The sequence below is a fragment of the Ensifer sp. genome, assembly GCF_031989085.1.
Classification (GTDB): Bacteria; Pseudomonadota; Alphaproteobacteria; order Rhizobiales; family Rhizobiaceae; genus Ensifer.
This window is the reverse complement of sequence record NZ_DALZXU010000002.1, coordinates 312,449-331,176: the sequence shown is the minus strand read 5'-3', so window position 1 is coordinate 331,176 and position 18,728 is coordinate 312,449. Positions and strand designations below refer to the sequence as shown.

Here is an 18,728-nt window from a genome sequence, read left to right as displayed (position 1 = left end):
GATGGTCGCTGAGGGCTTAACGCGCGGCCCCCAGATGGCTGGTGAAAATCTCGGCTCTTCACTTTGAGCGTATCGATATGCAGGTCGGGAATGAAAATGTGCCCTCGTCCCCGGACGGGTCTCATTCCATTCATCTCGTATGCCGCTCGCATCTCCTTAATCGCGTGACAGAGGGATCTCGATCGCGACACGCGTTCCTTGGCCTGGAACACTTTCGGCGCGGATTGTACCACCATGCGCCGCGCTAATTCGTGCCACCAGAGACAGTCCCAATCCGGAACCTTCAATGTCGTGCGCATTCGATCCGCGCCGTGCCGGATCGAAAATCGTCGGAAGGTCGCCGGCCGGGATGCCGATCCCCTTGTCGCTTACTGAAATCACCGCGGTCGCTTCACCGATCTCGCATGAAAGCCGGATCGGTTGACGGCTTCGGGAGCGGCTGAACTTTTCCGCGTTTTCGAGAAGGTTGATGATCGCGATCCCGAGCATGTCAGCGTCGCCATAGATGCGGGCGTCTGCAGCGTGAGGTGCCATGTCTGTCACAATCGTGCTCTGCAACAAGTCGCGCCCGCGATTTGCGGCCGCCGCCACGACCTCGGCAACGAGCACACGTTGCAGGACTGGCCTAAACGAAGGCCCCTGCAACCGGGCTCGTGAAAGATTGACTTCGAGCACCTCCACCAGCCGCAGAATCCCCTTGTAGACGCGCTCGAGCCGGCTCCGGTTCGCCTCGTCGGTCTTCGGCAGGCTCAGGCCTATGTTGTCGACATGCGTTCGGATGGCCGCCAAGGGAGTACGGTACTGGTGTGAAATCACCTCCATGAATTGTACCTGCTGTTGTTGTGATCGCAACTCCGCCTGCAACGCGTCCTCAGCGGTCCGACGCGCTGACGCGAGTTCCCGTGTCCGCTCTTCAACCAGCGCATTGGCATGCACTTGGGCCGCCTTGGCAGCGGCTAGCGCCTGTTGCTGCATCACGAGATTGAGTGCCTCTGCGGCCCGCAGGCGTACCCCGAGTGCGGCGGTGAGCAGGATCGTCTGCACGACGCAGGCAACCGCATAGGTGTGAGCGACCCAGTTGGGCAGGTCGACAAGTGCCGTTCTTTGTACCATGACGGCAATCACGCCAACCCAAAACACGACATAGGCCGCTGCGCGCAATTGAGTGGCGGCGCCACCGGATTTTGCGGTCCGTAATCCCTGCCAAGCCGCCAAGGTCGCCAGCAACATGCTGGCCAGGCTTCCGACTGGAGCAAACGTCTGCTGTAAACCGGCGGCCCCGAAAACGGCGCCGACGAGACCAAGGACAGAACCTGCGAGAAAAAGCCGGTGTAGCCACAGGTTATTTTCCCTCAGATCGAGAATGTATGCCACGGCCAGTGTGCTCGCGGTGAGACCCAACCATACGGATACCGACACAAACACATCATTTTCCATGCCACCTTCCGGAAAGAGGAAAACGCGGGAGAGCCCGAGCGTTCCCGTATAAACAACGCCGGCCAGGAGGGTAGAGAGAGCCAGGAGCAGGTAGTGCGGTCTGCGATCATAGTAAAAGAAGACGAGCTGAATGACGACCAGCATCCCCATGCTGCCGAACCAGACACCAGTGACCAGTGCAGTCGCAGCCGAGCGGCGGGGGCCGTCCTCCTTGGCATAAACCTGAACGTTCGTCGTGATCGCGGAGCCAAGTGCGGCGAGCCGGACATAAGTCACGGTGGCCTTGCCAGCCTTGAGGTCGAGTTCCAACATGTCGTCCAACCCCGATAGGCCGTCGGAAGGCAACGGTCTGTGATCGCCGGTCGAAACGTGCCGGACTGGTGCGGCTACGCTGAGGTGGTTTGAAGGAAAGGCGTAGATATCGATCAGATCCACAAAGTTGGGCGACATGGAAAGGAGAACCGTGCGGTCCCTCTCGCTTTCAATCGACACTCGTAGCCAGACGGCGTCGCGCGTATATCCGAAGTTAATGTCCGAACGATCATGTCGATGGAAACGCTCCGGCTGCAGAGCAAGCACCGCTTCGAGGTTCAGGTTCCGTGTGGGATCGACGAGGTAGCGAATATCAACCGACACTCCTACAGGGTTCAGCCCTTGTGCTTGGGATGACAGCGCCACGAACAAGGAAATGATTACGGTCAGTGAGGCCAGGAAGGAGCGTGAAAACATGTGCAATGTCATGGGTCGCGATTATCGAACAACAGCTCCCATGCTATAGGAGCAACCACCTTCCGATAGGAAGGTCAAATGCTCTCGGTTGAATGCATAATGCTCACTCCCTCACAAGCCTATGGCGGCGGACAACCGCTCACCCGCATTTTGCTCGTCGAGGACGATGACGATCTGCGCGAGGGACTGGCCGAAAATCTTCGCCTGAACGGCATGCTGGTAACTGAAGCCGACAGCGGCACGGCTTTTCATGCAGCCAGACATAGCAAAAGCTTCGATGTCGCGATCCTGGACGTCAATTTGCCCGATGCCAACGGCTTCGATCTCGCCGCAAGCATGGTCGGCGACGCCATGCGTCCCGGGGTTATAATGTTGACGGCACGCACGGGACAAGCGGACCGCATTCGGGGCTACGCGGAGGGCGCGGATCTCTACATGACAAAACCAGTGGCCGGCGAGGAGCTGCTGCTCGCTGTACGAAATCTCGCGCGGCGCATTCAGCGGGCCGTCCCTGCCGCGACAACAACATGGAAACTGGACCTGCTGTTGCGGCGTCTCGTATCGCCCGACGGACGCCTGATTAACCTTTCGGGACGCGAGATCCTGTTGATCGAGCAATTTGTCGGCAAGAAAGGCGAGCCGATCATGCGTTATGCCTTGTCGGAAATCCTCGGCTACGGGACGCCGGGACCGGAAAACCGTGCACTCGACGCGGTCCTTCGCCGTCTGCGGCAAAAATTCTCGGATGCAGGCCTGGAGGCGCCGCTGACCAGCGTCAACAATCTCGGCATTCGATTCATTCCTCCGCTCATCATGACGTAACGGCTCGGTGACGCGCTTATCCTCTAAACCCGCCGTGAAACCAGATTGAAGAACCGGGGACAGCCTGCAAGGTGCTCATGTCTCCACTCGTCATGTGCGCCCTTGGGGTTTCGCCGGTAGCATCTGGACCTCATTGCGGTCTTAATCCGCTATCCAGGGGCCGCGTTGAATGCGGGGCCGCAGCACGTCGGCCCCGCAGAAGCGTCAAAACGCTTTTGCCGCTTTAACTCTGCCACCAACGGACTTGCGTCCGTCGGCCTCGACGTTGAGCAAGAGGCTTGCATCGAGCATCCAGAAACTGGCGGTCTCAAGCGAGACCCCGGCGCTGATCGAGGCGTAAGCGCCAGTACCGTCAAGTCCAGCATAGCCGGCTGTCACGCCCACCTTCGGCGTCAGGACCGATCCGTCTTCCACCGTGAAAGAGCGCGCGATCTCGGCTCCGAGGCTGACGCGGAACTGCTCGGCGTTAAAACCCTCAATGCTGATCTTGTCACCGGTGCCATTACGCACCGTGTAGTCCTTCACCCGTTCGTTGAAGTAGACAGCCCTCAGCTTCGGTGTGAGGACTGTCGCCTCATCGATCTGCCAGTAGCCCTTCACCGCAGTATCAACCATCCAGCGGTTGGTATCGAAACTGCCGTCCCAGAAGGCGGTGTCGATATCGTTGACCGAGCCTCCGTAGAGCAAGCTGGTATCCCAGAACACGCCCTTGCCCAATTCGAACGAGGCATAGGGGCCGGTGAGCCAACCATTGCCGGTCAACTCCGCATCAGCATCGCTCGGATCGCGCATCCGGTCGTAGTGGAAGGAAAAGCCCACCAATGCACGTTCCGTCACCAGATAGTCCGCGCCGAGGTTGAGCATCGCAAAGCTGCCCCACTTGCCGTCGTTCTGTTCCCGTTTGTGCATGATGAAGGCGCCATCGACCCATACGTTGAATGGCGAGAGAGCCGCGCTCTCGATACCGTCGGCGGCATTTCGGGACGCATCCATCTGGGCAAGGCTGGTGGAAAAGTTGGCTGTCATGCCGTCTTCCGACGGTGTCATGCGCGCGGTGACGGCATCCGTCGCCTGCTGCATCTGTCGCCGCTCGAGCAGACCTGGAACATAAATGCTCGAGGAAATCAGACCTTGGCGCGTGGTGACAAAGCCATCTACCAGCGTGTCGATATCACCAGCCACCTCCTCTGGGGCAAAGGATAGATTGTAGGTGACGGTGCCCGTGTTGGACGTGCCAAGGACGCTGACAAGGCGGAAGCCAACCCTCGCCGAGCCCTTGAATCCCGGATTCGGAGTGAACTGCAGATACCAGCCCGCCGGCGCGCCGATCGGTCCAGCTTGAGCGAGTTGTCCCCGAATGATTGACGCCGTGCCGGCATTGGCCGGTTCCACGAATGTCACATCCGCTGCATCGAACGGTCCACCGGTGGCGCCGCGGTTGAGATAGACGTCGCTTGGCGTGGCGCCTTCCGAAACATTGACCACCTTGTCGGAAACAGTGACTTCGCGCGGCTTGACCGTCATGCTGTAGGTTGCAGTACCAGTTGCGCCATTGTTGTCCCCGACCGCGACTGTGAAAGTGTAGCTGCCCTCACTTGCCGCATCGAGCGGACCGGTTAACTCCCCAGTCGAGACGTTGAGAACCATTCCCTTCGGCAATGCGCCTGACGCGATACCGTAAAGGAGCGGTGCCGCACCTCCAGTAGCCGCGATCTGCTGCCGGTAGTCCTCGCCTGCCATCGCTGGAGCGAGATCCCCCGCCGCCGGCGTGAATGTAAAGGCGACGACCGGCGCCTTTACGGCGAGCGCATATACCACGGAACCTTTTGCGCCGTGGGCGTCTGTGGCCATGATGGTGAAGCCGACAGTGCCTACCGTCCTCGGCGTGCCGGAGAGGGTGCCCGTAGCGCCGTCGAGTGCCAGCCCTGCCGGAAGTGTACCGTTCGACAGCGCGTAGACATAAGGCGCAGCGCCGCCTGACGCCGTCACGGTCTGGCTATAGGCCGTTCCGGTGATGCCGCCGGGCAGAGAACCGGCTGCAGGGGATAGTGCCAGCGTCGGTGCGCTGACCGTGATCGTCACGGTGGCCGTGGACGAGGTGCCGGCCGCATTGGTGGCTGTATAGGTAAAGCTGTCTGGACCGGAATAGCCTGCCGCCGGGCTATAGTTGATTGTTGTGCCGGTGGCCATCACCGTGCCGTGTGAGGCCTGTTGGGCAACGGCAACACTGTCTGCGGGATCGCCCGTGATCGCCAGCGTGATCGGGTTGGCCGACGAGTTGGCGTTGACCGTGGCCGTCACATTGGCGGCGACAGGCGGCTGCAGACCCTGGGCGATGTCGAGCGTGTAGGTTGCCGAGCCTGTGGCCCCGTGGGCGTCGGCTGCAACGACGGTGAAGGCGAAGCTGCCGGCCGCACTCGGCGTGCCGGACAGGACACCGGTCATTACATCGATCGACATCCCCGCAGGCAGCGAGCCGGAGGCGGCGAATTGATAGGGCGCCGTCCCGAGCGAAGCCGTCACCGTCTGGCTGTAGGCCGTTCCGGTGATGCCGCCGGGCAGAGAACCGGCTGCAGGGGATAGTGCCAGCGTCGGTGCGCTGACCGTGATCGTCACGGTGGCCGTGGACGAGGTGCCGGCCGCATTGGTGGCTGTATAGGTAAAGCTGTCTGGACCGGAATAGCCTGCCGCCGGGCTATAGTTGATTGTTGTGCCGGTGGCCATCACCGTGCCGTGTGAGGCCTGTTGGGCAACGGCAACACTGTCTGCGGGATCGCCCGTGATCGCCAGCGTGATCGGGTTGGCCGACGAGTTGGCGTTGACCGTGGCCGTCACATTGGCGGCGACAGGCGGCTGCAGACCCTGGGCGATGTCGAGCGTGTAGGTTGCCGAGCCTGTGGCCCCGTGGGCGTCGGCTGCAACGACGGTGAAGGCGAAGCTGCCGGCCGCACTCGGCGTGCCGGACAGGACACCGGTCATTACATCGATCGACATCCCCGCAGGCAGCGAGCCGGAGGCGGCGAATTGATAGGGCGCCGTCCCGAGCGAAGCCGTCACCGTCTGGCTGTAGGCCGTTCCGGTGATGCCGCCGGGCAGAGAACCGGCTGCAGGGGATAGTGCCAGCGTCGGTGCGCTGACCGTGATCGTCACGGTGGCCGTGGACGAGGTGCCGGCCGCATTGGTGGCTGTATAGGTAAAGCTGTCTGGACCGGAATAGCCTACAGTCGGTGTGTAGGTGATTGTTGTGCCGGTGGCCATCGCGCTGCCGTGTGAGGCCTGTTGGGCAACGGCAACGCTGCCTGCGGGATCGCCCGTGATCGCCAGCGTGATCGGGTTGGCCAACGAGTTGGCGTTGACCGTGGCCGTCACATTGGCGGCGACAGGCGGCTGCAGACCCTGGGCGATGTCGAGCGTGTAGGTTGCCGAGCCTGTGGCCCCGTGGGCGTCGGCTGCAACGACGGTGAAGGCGAAGCTGCCGGCCGCACTCGGCGTGCCGGACAGGACACCGGTCATTACATCGATCGACATCCCCGCAGGCAGCGAGCCGGAGGCGGCGAATTGATAGGGCGCCGTCCCGAGCGAAGCCGTCACCGTCTGGCTGTAGGCCGTTCCGGTGGTGCCGCCGGGAAGAGAACCGGCCGCAGGCGATAGAGCCAGCGTCGGGGTGACATATGTGTAGCCGTTGCCAAGAGTGGCTGTGCCGCCCGGCGTCGTGACGACGACATTGACAGCGCCGGCCGCACGCGAAGGGGTCGTCGCCGTGATCTGCGTGGCACTGTTGACGACAAAGCCTGTTGCAGCCGTCCCGCCGAAGGTGACCGCCGTCGCCCCCGTCAGGTTTGTGCCCGTCAGCATCACGGACGTTCCGCCGGTCGTCGTCCCCGTCGCTGGGCTCGCTCCGGTCAACATCGGCACTGCAGGGGGGCGGGTGACGATTACCGTATAGGTCTTGGTCGTCACGCCGTCGGCCGCCCGGCCGATGATCGTGACGGTATTGTTGCCATAAACCAGGCTGTTACCCCAGGACGAACCCGACGAGCGCCAGGATCCACCCGCATAATACCTCGCATCAGCATCAGAAGTGTCGGCGTTCATCCAGATGGTCGTCGTCGAGGAAGGGACGGAAACCGAATATTCCGTGACCTGCCGGTCGAAGGATGGCGTCAGTGTGCCCGTCCCCACCCAGATGTTGGAGAGCGTCGCATCATTCGAAGGGGGTGCGTTGACCGTTATCGTCACGGTGGCCGTCGACGAGGTGCCGGCCGCATTGGTGGCGGTGTAGGTAAAGCTGTCGGGACCGAAATAGCCTACAGTCGGTGTGTAGGTGATTGTTGTGCCGGTGGCCATCGCGCTGCCGTGTGAGGCCTGTTGGGCAACGGCAACGCTGCCTGCGGGATCGCCCGTGATCGCCAGCGTGATCGGGTTGGCCAACGAGTTGGCGTTGACCGTGGCCGTCACATTGGCGGCGACAGGCGGCTGCAGACCCTGGGCGATGTCGAGCGTGTAGGTTGCCGAGCCTGTGGCCCCGTGGGCGTCGGCTGCAACGACGGTGAAGGCGAAGCTGCCGGCCGCACTCGGCGTGCCGGACAGGACACCGGTCATTACATCGATCGACATCCCCGCAGGCAGCGAGCCGGAGGCGGCGAATTGATAGGGCGCCGTCCCGAGCGAAGCCGTCACCGTCTGGCTGTAGGCCGTTCCGGTGATGCCGCCGGGCAGAGAACCGGCTGCAGGGGATAGTGCCAGCGTCGGCAACAGATATGTATGGCCATTCGAAATGGTGGCTGTGCCGCCCGGCGTCGTCACGGTGACATTGACAGCACCGGCCGCACGCGAAGGGGTTGTCGCCGTGATCTGCGTGGCACTGTTGACGACAAAGCCTGTTGCAGCCGTCCCGCCGAAGGTGACCGCCGTCGCCCCCGTCAGGTTTGTGCCCGTCAGCATCACGGACGTTCCGCCGGTCGTCGTCCCCGTCGCTGGGCTCGCTCCGGTCAACATCGGCACTGCAGGGGGGCGGGTGACGATTACCGTATAGGTCTTGGTCGTCACGCCGTCGGCCGCCCGGCCGATGATCGTGACGGTATTGTTGCCATAAACCAGGCTGTTACCCCAGGACGAACCCGACGAGCGCCAGGATCCACCCGCATAATACCTCGCATCAGCATCAGAAGTGTCGGCGTTCATCCAGATGGTCGTCGTCGAGGAAGGGACGGAAACCGAATATTCCGTGACCTGCCGGTCGAAGGATGGCGTCAGTGTGCCCGTCCCCACCCAGATGTTGGAGAGCGTCGCATCATTCGAAGGGGGCTCGGCTGCCTGGGCGCCGCCACCGATTGAAGCGCCAAAAAGTACGGACAACGCCAACACGATAAACAAGGTGAATTGGACAGCCAGGTTGGAACCCTTGCCGCAGACGTTTCTTTGCATAATGCCCCCACGCATTTCATCTGATGCCAAGTGTTTCGCCAGGAGGCGCGATAAGACGCAGTCCATCGTGGTGAGACCCTCAGCCCTCGTTCCCCCGCCACATGACCGGCCCGTTGCCCAAGGCCACTCACGTTTTGGTCGTGTTTCCCCATCGCTGCTGCTTCAAGCAAAGTGATTTTGGCAAAACACATGAATCTTCAGTCACCTATGCAATGGCATGACGGGTGATCAAGGCCGACAATTTGTGATGGAAGGAACAAGATGGAACGCCATGTAACGCCAGGGAACGAAATGCGTATCTTCACTGCAACAGCAGGCAGAAATCGAAGATCGCCACGTCGGGCTCCAGAACACCGGGCCTGCGTTGTCCACTGCCCGCACCCTAGCGGGCGAGCTGCTCGCGCATTCACGCGATGACATCGACCGCAGAACCTGCATCTGCCCATGGAAACCGACTCGGCTGCCGCTACGTGCAGGAAGGTGGAGAAAAGGTCCCTAAGAGTGTCGGCATGGCATCATTCGCGCAGGCGGTTAGCCACTCTACCCCTCTCGATCCTCCGGCTTCATACGACTACCGCGAATGGCCAAATTGCTCAAACCGTCACCAGACCACATGCTGAGCCAGGTCATTGCCGCGTGAGGTGAAGTGCCCATGGCAACACAAGTTGATGGCGCAACTGCACTTTGCGCAGAGCTCAGCAAGCGTATACGCGAGGTGCGGCTCGAGCGAAGATGCTCCGCAGCGAAGCTGGCCGCCGCACTTGGCATCACCACGCAGGACGTCCAGCGGTACGAAGATGGCAGGCACCAGATAACGGTGCCTGCGCTCATCTTGATGTGCGAAGCGCTTGGCGTGCATCCCATGGAGGTCATCGGCCCATCGGTGGAGTCCCACATACCTGAACGGCGACCGCCAAACGTCATTGATGAGCAGCTGCTCGCCGCGCAGCGGAGACTGGAAGACATTTGCACCGAGATCGCCGGGGCAAGGTAATCCTCACGCGACCACATTTCCGAAGTCACATCTGGGCGAGTGTCCGGGCAAAACCTGATGGTACTGACGCAGATATTTGCGCCGGAAACCACGAGGTTCGCTGGCCGGTTGATCATGCTAAGGGTTTCAACGCGTGGCCCATATGGTTAGTGAAAGTTCCGGCTCTTCACTTTCAGCGTGTCGATATGTAGGTCGGGAATGAATATGTCGCGTGGGGGTCTCTCGCGCGAGTCCGGGCTGCCAGGCGATCCGTGCGCGAACTCATCGCCACGGCCGGTCGGCAACCTAAAAGCCTCATCCCGCTCGGAAAGGGAGGAGAGATCGCCGGTCAGGTCGAACAGCTGTTGAGCGATCAAATGAACGACCTCCCCTTCGCGCTGGATGCGGCCATTGATCGCCATCATGCTCGATCCGAGCACCACATGACGGCTGCGTTCAAACAGTTTCGGCCAGACGACCACGTTGGCCGCGGCCGATGGTTCTGCGCAAGGGTTAAGCTCGGGTCCCCGGAGCATCAGCGTCCCACGCTTTGAGGCAAGTACTGCGATTCTAAACTTTAAACCGCAGCGATTAGACTCGCTACCGGCCGAAAACAGCGCACAACAGGCCATCTGCTGATCTCTACACGGGCGCCATTGCCCCCAAGATGCTACGCGCTTTCGCCTCCGACAGGATTACGCGCCATGGCCATCTCCGCAGAGCGGAGTATCAACATCGAGCCGGACCAGATGCAGATTATACGACGCCTGGCCAACGATAGCGACGAAGCCCTCGTATCCCGATTGGTTTCACCTTTTCCGAGCGGTATAGGGGACCGGGAAGCGCTTTAGAAAATGGCCGAGTATCTCTCGCTACGGAACATAGCGAGAGACGCCGCGTTTATCTGTTGTCCCCCGACAAACACTTCATCGGCCCCTTTCCACAGGGGCCGACTTTTTTGCACCTTTCCAACGATTATAACGCGGCCCGTCGCTTCCGCGGGTTGACGCCCATTACCCCAAGCCAACACGCTGAGTATTTCAGACCCCTGGTCGCGGGAACCGGCACCCTTAAAGCTCGTTATCATGTTGAAGTCACAGGAGCTTGCCATGGCCAATTCAGCAGACGTCCCTCTTTTTGCAGATGATATCGAAACAGGGCTAGCGGCCTACATGACCGATACCGACCTGTTGCCTCCGCCAGACGGCCGAGCCACCGCGATTGAGACTATTCTGCGCGACTGGCTTGCCGCCCATCGTTACATGGCAGACAAGCCGGAGCCTGCTCCAATTCGATTGGATTCCAAGGGCGTGAATCGTGAAGAGGTGCAATACCCAGGTTTTATCAGATAGCATGTAAGGTTCCGTAAAACGGGCGCTCTGGAGAGCATCGGCGCTTGAAGGCGGAAACGCCAGCCGCTGTTATTGCCAGCAGCAGTACGCTCATCGTCTGCTTGTCGGACTACGCTGCAACGTCGATCGTCCTCGATGAGTGCCACGCAACCGATTTGCTTGAAGGAAAGACCCTCGTCCAACTCACGTCAGGCACGCCGAAGCAAGCTCGCCATCGCGAGCAGTGGGTGGAGGCCCGTGGAGGAAGCTATCTCGACGGCGCAATTTCGGCCGGGCAAAGATTCTCTTAAATGCGGTCCGTTGTACGCGGCACCACAGCACGCTGCGAGCTTCCTTTCGCGTGGTGGTGCCTCCATGCGAACGATCCGATCCAACGCATTCATCTTGAGTGTGCAGTCAATGCCCATCGACAGATGAGAACGCCCTTTGTGCGGTCCCAGCAATATTTCGGATCTGAACCTCTTCTGCACTTACACGATCAAGCGCGTCGCCGGCGAAGCCAAAAGAAATGATGGGGAGGCTCTATGGAAGCGTGACATACTGCGCGGCATTGTAACCGCATAAGGCTGGCACATGGCCAAAGCAGTCCACACACACGCTACCGGAGATCTGGTGCAACAAGTTCTTGAACGTCCGCGCGCGCTCAAGAAGAAACCGGCGCCTCCGCAAGGATCCGCAACGAAGATCACGCTCAGTATTGATAGGGACGTTGTCGACTGGTTCAAGGCATCAGGTCCGCATTGGCGCGCCCGGATGCTGGACGCAATTCGAAATGCCACGGACCTCGACAAAGATGGTTGACGTCGAGACATCCGTTTTACGTTTCGAGGTCCAGCGAACAAGATAGCGCGTAGAACGCGCTATCCCCGTTGATGAAACCGAGCAACCTGGCGACACCTCCTCGGGTGGAAATCCCTAGTCGGTCGGATAGCTCGTTCGTGTATGCTCGCTCGCCTCTGGCTTAAAGTTCACTTCTTCCTCTATGGCGCTCAGCCTTACGTTTGTGGCATCCGCGATAGCCGTCAGGATTCAGCCGGGGTCCACCCTAAGAGGCAGGCTTCCTCGACCAGAACCTGGATTGCATAGTCCACGGTCTGCTCAAGTTCCACCTTGCGCTCAAGCGTGCCTGGGAGCTGATTTGGAGGGTCAAACATTGTTTTTTCTTTCGTGGATACGAAGTTACTCGCCCGCACAACAGAACGATGCCAGGGCCTCAAAACAAACCCTGTGATCAGACGATCGTTCCCTGCTTGAAGAATGGGAACGGCGACGTTCAGGCACGTCGACTCGGGAAAGGTGTAGGAAGTCGCCGAGCCGGACCACGCTAGCACAGGCTGTCGAACACTACGAAATATCACGCTACGGACATAGGCGCTGAAGCTGGGCATGAAAGATGCCGCCAAGCTGCTTCAGGCTAAGCTCGACGAAGAACAGGCAACCGACATCGCTCTGACGGCGATCGCCACTAAGGTCGTCAACCAGGCCGCAGAAAAAGCAGCATAGTCAAAACCAACGGCTCGGCTCTATCAGCGAAACGTATGCGATCTCAGTGGAAGTCTGCTTCCAAGCCGGGATCAGATAGCGAGGGCGGCCCGAGGGCCGCCCTTCTTCAATAGAGCCAATGTTGCACTGGAATTTACTTGGCGCGGCGCCAGACACCGTTGACGCCGTCACCCTTGACGTCTCCGGCCTTCTTATCTTCGGCATACGTATAAAGCGGCTTGCCGTCGTAGGCCCACATCTCCTTGCCGGCCGCGTCCTTGACCAGCGACCACTCGCCTTCAACCTTCGATTTCGCAGCGGCATGAAACGCCGGCCACATCTTCAGGCAATCTGTGTCGCAGTTCGACTTGCCTTTAGTGTCTTTGTCGAACGTGTAGAGGGTCATGCCGTTTCCCGTGGTCATGACCTTGCCCACCTTCGTGTCGACCATCTTGGCCGGTTCGGCGGCATAAGCGGACCATGACGTAGCAGCGGCTACGCCAAATGCGATTAGAAGCGTTTTCATGATTTTTTCCCATCGGGGATGCCAGCGGAATGCCGGTAGTGCCCGAAGTCTAACGCACAGGAACGCGTAGCTTCAGTGGCGGTTCCATGACGGCAGCAACGTGACGGTCTGAAAGAAACCCCGCATCTCTGTCAGAGACGGGCAGAACCAGTCGAACTGCAGGTCGGCAACGTTCAAGGATGTTCACTGTGTCAGGCTGTCAGACTGCGTTGCCGGCGCAGCCCCTGTAAACACATAAGGCGCGGGCCTGAATGCCCAGACCAGTAGGATAGGCATGTTAACGATGAGCAGAGAGGAACGACGAGTTGATATGGTGCTTTCCTCCGTACTCGGAGCGCTGTGAACGTAGATTGCAGCATTCGTCGCCGTTGTCAGGCCGAACATTTCTGGCAAGGAGACGCGCGGATGCCTTCCTTATGGCCTCTCGGTCCGTGCGGTTCAGGAGTATTTTCAGGTATCCGGTGCAGGCATCGTACTTGCCTCACGTGCTCACACGGAAGAAAGGGAGAGTCCCTGGAGCGGTCGTAGGTTTTGCTGCGTTGAACTCTCTGGGCGAGAACCCATCTAAGTGCCATGCCGAAACAACAGAAGAATGATATCGAGCTCCTCAGGACTTGGACCCTGCCCCCAGCTGCTACACTTGGGTCATCCGTGCGGGCTCACGGCATCCTGTTGGAAATGCGTTCGCGGCTTCCCATATCGTCAAAGAAATCGCTCGTTCTGGAGGCGGGTGAACTCATGCTGTCGATGCCCGCGGATGACAAGACGCAATTCGACGCCGCAGCGACCATCGTTTCCTCCGCAATGAAGGACATCGAAAACCTCCCGGTTATTCCCCGCGAGATACAGGACATCCTGACAATCAAGCCGGGCGAGAGGCATCGTTGGCTCGCCGACGGTCGTCTCCCGAGCGCCGGGACGCGGACGGTGCGACTAGCAGGACGGGCACGGCAGATCACCTTCCACGTCTTTGATCCGCGGGTCGTCGAAGACCTTCTCGACCGCGGGCTGGTTGATCAGTGGCGGGACGAAGATATAGAGGCTGCAGCCGAAAACCGACGGAAAGCGGCTTACAAAGCCAAGTTGACGCGGTCGTTGAAGAACGCCCCGAAGTCAGCGGCGACGGCCAATCAGGCTTCCGCCGAGGCCGACGTGGGTTTGGCGGGTTGGGAAGAATTCGGACGGGACGGCTTTCTGCGTTGATCCCCTCCCCAGAACATCGGTTCTGCGGACCTTCGGGCTGAACTGGAACCCTAGAATTGGATCACCGAAGAACCAACAACAGTCCGATCTGAATTACTGGCCGACTGGGACCGCGGCCCCGGGCACGCCTTCCTTCCCCCCGAAAATGGTTGATAGCTGTTGTCCTCGATCCGATACGAACTGTACCGCTCCCAGCACCACCGCGCGTTCACGTCAGGCTCGTTCGCGCTGACATTATCTGCGACTTGGCGACCAGGAGCCATCGGCATCTCGATCGGGGTTGCGCATGTACGCCTCGGCCCTCCACCGTAGGGCTGGTAGCTATTGTCGCCAGGATCGTAAGATCGATACCGCGTGCTGCACCATTCCCGCGTCTTTGCGGCTTGCAGATCGGCGAGGATGTCCGGCTTAGCGTTCGGCCCGTTTGAAGCATTTGCCCTGTCGGGAAATCCGCCGACCGTTATCTTTACGCGCTCCGTAAGATTGCCTTCGCCCATCATGTTGTTCGTGAGATCTGTGGCAGGAAGCCGCTCGTATGCCTGTTGGCTTGGGTCTACCCGCCTCACCCCGGACGACCAGAGGGGTTCATCGTTAAGATCGACGAGCGAACCAGGAACACTGGTTTCGGCAAGATCCGATGATAGCTGCATGCCACCAGCGGCGATCGGGAGCATGCATGAAGCTAGGAGAAGGCTGGTGAGAAGTTCGCGCATGGAGACAATAACCTGATGATTTCGCCACCTAAAATGCCGACAATATGGGTTTTGTTCCCCAGCAAATCCCTGATGGTGATCACCTCCTAAGAATACGTCACTTCCGCAAGTTGCGCCGGCGTCGGAGTTAATTGCAGATTCAGAGGGAACTCACGTGATTTAAGTTTGGCTTTGACTTGGCCCGGGCAACTCACGCAGTTTTACTGCCCATAACCTGTAGCCGTCCCGGTGCAAATCTATGCTTCAGTTAAGCGCGCACCCAGGAAAGAAGCCAGAGCGACCGGAAAACTCGGGTGTCTTCGGGCGAATAGCGGTGGTTCTCAAGAAACTGTTGGGGGAAAAGCCACCTTGTGTGCCCATCACCGTCACCGATAGCGATAGGCACACAGTCGCCATCTGTCTAACGCCATCACAGACCAAATGCAGAGACAACCGCCGTGAATCACTCGCTTTCAAAACGCCTTGTTGCCGAGGCCTTCGGGACGGGCCTGCTCGCGGTATCCGCTGTTGGAAGCGCGGCAATGGCCGGTGCTATGACGGATGTTCCGGCGTTGGTTGTGCTGTGTGTCGCTATATCCTGCGGCGCGGCGCTATACGTCCTTCTCGAGCTGCTCGGGCCGATCTCCGGCGGCCACCTCAATCCGGCGGTGAGTCTGGCAATGCTCCTTCAGGGCCAGATACCGCGGAAGGAGGCGGCCGCCTATGTGTCCATGCAGACGATCGGCGGTGTACTCGGCGTTGTCTTCGTCCATGTCACTTTCGGTTTGCCGCTGCTCTCTGTCGGCGTTCACGTACGAACCGGATTTCCCGTCTGGATCGCCGAGGCAGCGTCCACGTTTGGCCTCATATTCACGATCTTCCTTGGGCTCAGGTTTCGCCCCAACTCTGTATCCGCCTTCGTCGGTTTCTACGTCCTGTCAGTTACGCTTGTTGCGTCGAGCTCCTTCGCAAACCCGGCGACCACGATAGCCAGGGCATTCACAGACAGCCTTGCGGGTATTCGCCCCGTAGACGTCCTGGCCTTCGTTGTTTCCCAATGTCTGGGCAGTTTGCTCGCTGTCGGATTTGCACGGTGGTTGACGGCTGCTTCCGTTGTTACGTCAGAGCGCCGCTAACGCCAGTGGGGCATTCAACGGCCCCCAATGTCATCTACCTGACACAGGCAAAGGAGAGCAGCCTGAGCCCGCACGCCGGCTGAAGATGCGACGACCAAGGGTCGGCATCCTGCAGTGGCTCCGCTTTGCGGAGAATGTGCAGACGTCACGTTGCAAATCCGCCTTTCACTTTCACGTCCAGCCCCACCTTAAGTTCACGCATCACCTGCCCACCCTGACCAGCGACCGCGCAATGTCGATAATGTCGTCACGGGCGGCCGTCGGATCGTCCTTGGACCAGGCAACGCCGAGGCCAATCCTGAAGTCCACTCTCACCTTTCGAAGCTAGAAATTGCGGTTGGGCAAATCCAGCGTCCATTCCGGCGCAAAGCCGATGCCAAGTCCGGCTGAGACCAGTGATACCAGCGAGAACGTGTCGTCACAGGTATAGGCGACGCTGCGAATACGAACGGGATACTTCGGCGGCGACAGAGGAGGATAGATCTCCTCCCAAGGTAGTCGCGGTCCCGTCGCGAACGAAGAACTGCATTGGTCACATCGCCGGCACCTTTCGGCCCTCAAAGAGCAACGGCGCGAATGGGCAACATAGCCATTGGGATGGTGGCTAGCAGTCTCGCGCGAGACACTCCATCGCGCGCGTGCACCGCGAGGCCAAGAAGGATAGTCGCATAGTGGTCCGCAAGGGCCTGAGCGTCTGCCTCCGGCTTCAGCTCTCCTTCTGCGATCGCCCGCTCCAGACGCTTGAGCAACAATGCGGACCTGCCCCGGCGATACTCGGCCAAAAACTCCCGCACATCCTCGTTCTCTGCCGCACAATTGGTTGCCGCTGACACGATCATACAGCCTTGCGGCCGGCCCTTTCGTGTGCAGTTTTCAATTGCCTCGCGCAGGCTCCGCTCGATGGCTCGTGTTGCTGTCTTCTCTTCCGCCATGGCCCGAACGGCGAAGCCGCCTTCTTCGGCATCGTAGAGCGCAACCGCCTCCTGGAACAACTCCCGCTTCGACCCAAAGGCGGCATAGATTCGTGCGGAGGCGATCCCCAGCTTTTCCACCAGATCGGCCATCGACACGCCCTCATAGCCCCGCGACCAAAAGGCATCGCGCGCCTTTGCCAGTGCAACGTCGCGATCAAACTCTCGCGGTCTCCCCGCCATCACGCCCTCCATTCCTGAACGATCAACAAATAATTCGCTTGACACTTCAATGCAAGCTTACATTATTTGTTAATCGACAAAGAATTGTCGTAAAGGAGATAAACATGACCGCATCGCACTACGACGGCGCAACACCGGCAACAGGCATAGACGGGCGAAGAGCCGCGGCACTCGCGCTGCTCGCCTTCGCCCAGCTCATCTATTCAATCGACATCAATATCGTCTTTGTCGCCCTGCCCGAGATTGGTGCTGGACTGGGCTTTTCGGGCCAGACCCTGCAATGGGTCGTCAGCGCATACATGGTGTTTTGCGGAGGGTTCCTGCTTTTCGGCGGAAGGGCCGTGGACCTGATCGGCCAGAGGCGCATATTCATCTTCGCGCTGTGGCTCTATGCGCTGTCATCGCTCGCCGGCGGACTGGCCTGGTCGCCAGAGATTATCGTGGCAGCGCGTGCGATACAGGGCATCGGAGCGGCGTTCCTGTTCCCAGCCACGCTCTCGCTGATCAACCGGCTGTTTGCGGAAGGACCCGAACGCAACCGAGCGCTGGCCGTCTGGGGTGGAGCGGGCGCAAGCGGGCTGAGCATTGGCGCGTTGGCCGGTGGCTTCCTAACCGCGACCTGGGGCTGGCCCGCAGTCTTCTACGTCAATGTGCCACTGGCCGGTCTCGCGATCATTGCGGCCTTTCTGCTGATCCCGCGCGATCCAAAGCAGCATCACAAGCGAAGCTTCGATCTGCCGGGCGCGCTCACGGTCACGGTCGGCGCTACTTTGCTCGTCTTCGCGTTGGTCGAAGGGCCTGAGATCGGCTGGGAGGCTGCAAGTGTCCTCTGGGCACTTATCCTGGCTGCGATCTTTCTGATCGCGTTCGGGATCATTGCGGCCCGCAGTTCCGACCCTTTGATGCCTCTCCGGTTGTTCAGGAACCGCAACCTCGTCACCGGGATGATCATTACCTTCCTCTTCATGGGAACATTCGGCGCAATCCCCTACTTCCTAACGGTGCTCTTCCAGAATGTGCAAGGGCTGACCGCGCTGCAGACTGGTTTCGCGTTCCTTGTGCCATCGATCACCATTTTGACCGGCACGCAGATCGGTGAGCGTATGGCGACCCGGCTTTCCATCCGCACGACATTGATCATCGGCATGGTCGTTGGTGCGATCGGCACTGCACTGCTGGCGCCCGGCGCGGCGGCCGACAGCGGTTATCTTGCCATCGTGCCGGGTTTGATCATTTCTGGTGTTGGTCAGGGAGTTGTCTGGACAGGCATGTGGATCGCGGCCGCATCCGGTGTGCGTCACGACGAACAAGGCATTGCATCAGGCATGGCCTCGACGACGCTGAGCGTCGGCAACGCAATCGGCCTTGCAGTGCTGCTTGCCATCGCCAACCGGCACACCGACGGCCTGGAAGGGGACGCCCTGCGAACCGCCGTTGCCGAGGGCACGCAACTTGCGTTCCTGCTTGCCGCCGCCGGTATCCTCGTGAGCCTCGTCGCGGTCTTGGCCCTGCCTCCAAAGAACAAAATTCCCGCAGAATGAGTGGGTCGCAAAGTCATGCGGCGACGTCCAGTACCTGTAACTGATCGTCAATGGGGAGTGCCGATCCCAATGGGGTCGCGCACTTCCGGCACCTCTCATCCAGAGGAATAAAGGAGCCGAAGAACATTTCCTCCGACAGCCCGACATCGTCTGGATCTGCCTGCTGGGGCTCATGACCAGGTCATCTATCGGGGTCAGTTCCAGACGACTGGGCGGTTCGCCCGGATGGACGGCCTCAACAACAAGGACGCTCA

The 18,728-nt window shown here is 60.0% G+C and carries 13 protein-coding genes and 3 pseudogenes; 9 read left to right on the top strand and 7 right to left on the bottom strand.

The window, feature by feature from the left end; translation table 11 throughout:
- Positions 1–156: 156 nt before the first annotated feature.
- Positions 157–2,166, bottom strand: coding sequence for a sensor histidine kinase (locus RTP54_RS14410; RefSeq protein WP_312363650.1), 2,010 nt, complete (start codon positions 2,164–2,166; stop codon positions 157–159).
- A 78-nt stretch (positions 2,167–2,244) separates the two neighbouring features.
- On the opposite strand from RTP54_RS14410, the gene RTP54_RS14405 reads away from it, so the two are divergent.
- Positions 2,245–2,988, top strand: coding sequence for a response regulator transcription factor (locus tag RTP54_RS14405; protein WP_312363648.1), 744 nt, complete (start codon positions 2,245–2,247; stop codon positions 2,986–2,988).
- Between the two features lie 204 nt (positions 2,989–3,192).
- On the opposite strand, the gene RTP54_RS14400 is transcribed toward RTP54_RS14405, so the two are convergent.
- Complete coding sequence (locus RTP54_RS14400) at positions 3,193–8,346, bottom strand: putative Ig domain-containing protein (RefSeq protein WP_312363646.1); 5,154 nt, start codon at positions 8,344–8,346, stop codon at positions 3,193–3,195.
- 721 nt (positions 8,347–9,067) lie between these two features.
- Here RTP54_RS14400 and RTP54_RS14395 point away from each other — a divergent pair.
- Entirely contained in the window at positions 9,068–9,409 is a 342-nt protein-coding gene (locus RTP54_RS14395; RefSeq protein ID WP_312363645.1) for a helix-turn-helix transcriptional regulator, read from the top strand.
- A 146-nt stretch (positions 9,410–9,555) separates the two neighbouring features.
- On the opposite strand, the pseudogene dnaE2 reads toward RTP54_RS14395, so the two are convergent.
- A pseudogene (gene dnaE2, locus RTP54_RS14390) lies at positions 9,556–9,879 on the bottom strand (error-prone DNA polymerase); the annotation flags it as partial.
- Positions 9,880–10,497: 618 nt separating this feature from the next.
- Here dnaE2 and RTP54_RS14385 point away from each other — a divergent pair.
- The 4 genes and pseudogenes from RTP54_RS14385 to RTP54_RS14370 form a co-directional block, all read left to right on the top strand.
- Positions 10,498–10,740, top strand: coding sequence for a hypothetical protein (locus tag RTP54_RS14385; RefSeq protein WP_312363643.1), 243 nt, complete (start codon positions 10,498–10,500; stop codon positions 10,738–10,740).
- A 44-nt stretch (positions 10,741–10,784) separates the two neighbouring features.
- Positions 10,785–11,030: an NAD(P)-binding domain-containing protein gene (locus RTP54_RS14380; protein ID WP_312363641.1), complete on the top strand. Its 246-nt coding sequence runs from the start codon at positions 10,785–10,787 to the stop codon at positions 11,028–11,030.
- A 283-nt stretch (positions 11,031–11,313) separates the two neighbouring features.
- Positions 11,314–11,541, top strand: coding sequence for a BrnA antitoxin family protein (locus tag RTP54_RS14375; RefSeq protein WP_112833500.1), 228 nt, complete (start codon positions 11,314–11,316; stop codon positions 11,539–11,541).
- Positions 11,542–12,067: 526 nt separating this feature from the next.
- Positions 12,068–12,243, top strand: a pseudogene (locus RTP54_RS14370) (DUF892 family protein); the annotation flags it as partial.
- Between the two features lie 133 nt (positions 12,244–12,376).
- Here RTP54_RS14370 and RTP54_RS14365 read toward each other — a convergent pair.
- Positions 12,377–12,748: a hypothetical protein gene (locus RTP54_RS14365; protein ID WP_312363638.1), complete on the bottom strand. Its 372-nt coding sequence runs from the start codon at positions 12,746–12,748 to the stop codon at positions 12,377–12,379.
- 573 nt (positions 12,749–13,321) lie between these two features.
- Here RTP54_RS14365 and RTP54_RS14360 point away from each other — a divergent pair.
- A complete protein-coding gene (locus tag RTP54_RS14360; protein ID WP_312363637.1) occupies positions 13,322–13,951 on the top strand; it encodes a hypothetical protein in 630 nt (209 codons plus the stop codon).
- 50 nt (positions 13,952–14,001) lie between these two features.
- On the opposite strand, the gene RTP54_RS31070 is transcribed toward RTP54_RS14360, so the two are convergent.
- The gene (locus RTP54_RS31070; protein ID WP_409517150.1) at positions 14,002–14,448 is read right to left on the bottom strand and encodes a BA14K family protein; all 447 of its coding nucleotides are present in this window, start codon (positions 14,446–14,448) and stop codon (positions 14,002–14,004) included.
- A gap of 653 nt (positions 14,449–15,101) precedes the next feature.
- On the opposite strand from RTP54_RS31070, the gene RTP54_RS14355 reads away from it, so the two are divergent.
- The gene (locus tag RTP54_RS14355; RefSeq protein WP_162704546.1) at positions 15,102–15,779 is read left to right on the top strand and encodes an aquaporin; all 678 of its coding nucleotides are present in this window, start codon (positions 15,102–15,104) and stop codon (positions 15,777–15,779) included.
- 201 nt (positions 15,780–15,980) lie between these two features.
- Here the strand turns inward: RTP54_RS14355 and RTP54_RS14350 are convergent.
- A pseudogene (locus RTP54_RS14350) lies at positions 15,981–16,220 on the bottom strand (LysR substrate-binding domain-containing protein); the annotation flags it as partial.
- Between the two features lie 116 nt (positions 16,221–16,336).
- Entirely contained in the window at positions 16,337–16,933 is a 597-nt protein-coding gene (locus tag RTP54_RS14345; protein ID WP_312363634.1) for a helix-turn-helix domain-containing protein, read from the bottom strand.
- Between the two features lie 38 nt (positions 16,934–16,971).
- Here RTP54_RS14345 and RTP54_RS14340 point away from each other — a divergent pair, with 38 nt between their 5' ends.
- Entirely contained in the window at positions 16,972–18,474 is a 1,503-nt protein-coding gene (locus RTP54_RS14340; protein ID WP_312363632.1) for an MFS transporter, read from the top strand.
- The last annotated feature ends 254 nt before the right edge of the window (positions 18,475–18,728 follow it).

Bases quoted from the DNA above. Each gene is read 5' to 3' on its own strand.
- RTP54_RS14410 (WP_312363650.1), bottom strand. From the start codon at position 2,166: ATGTTTTCACGCTCCTTCCTGGCCTCACTGACCGTAATCATTTCCTTG.
- RTP54_RS14395 (WP_312363645.1), top strand. From the start codon at position 9,068: ATGGCAACACAAGTTGATGGCGCAACTGCACTTTGCGCAGAGCTCAGC.
- RTP54_RS14360 (WP_312363637.1), top strand. From the start codon at position 13,322: ATGCCGAAACAACAGAAGAATGATATCGAGCTCCTCAGGACTTGGACC.
- RTP54_RS14385 (WP_312363643.1), top strand. From the start codon at position 10,498: ATGGCCAATTCAGCAGACGTCCCTCTTTTTGCAGATGATATCGAAACA.
- RTP54_RS14375 (WP_112833500.1), top strand. From the start codon at position 11,314: ATGGCCAAAGCAGTCCACACACACGCTACCGGAGATCTGGTGCAACAA.
- RTP54_RS14405 (WP_312363648.1), top strand. From the start codon at position 2,245: ATGCTCTCGGTTGAATGCATAATGCTCACTCCCTCACAAGCCTATGGC.
- RTP54_RS14365 (WP_312363638.1), bottom strand. From the start codon at position 12,748: ATGAAAACGCTTCTAATCGCATTTGGCGTAGCCGCTGCTACGTCATGG.
- RTP54_RS14345 (WP_312363634.1), bottom strand. From the start codon at position 16,933: ATGGCGGGGAGACCGCGAGAGTTTGATCGCGACGTTGCACTGGCAAAG.
- RTP54_RS31070 (WP_409517150.1), bottom strand. From the start codon at position 14,448: ATGGGCGAAGGCAATCTTACGGAGCGCGTAAAGATAACGGTCGGCGGA.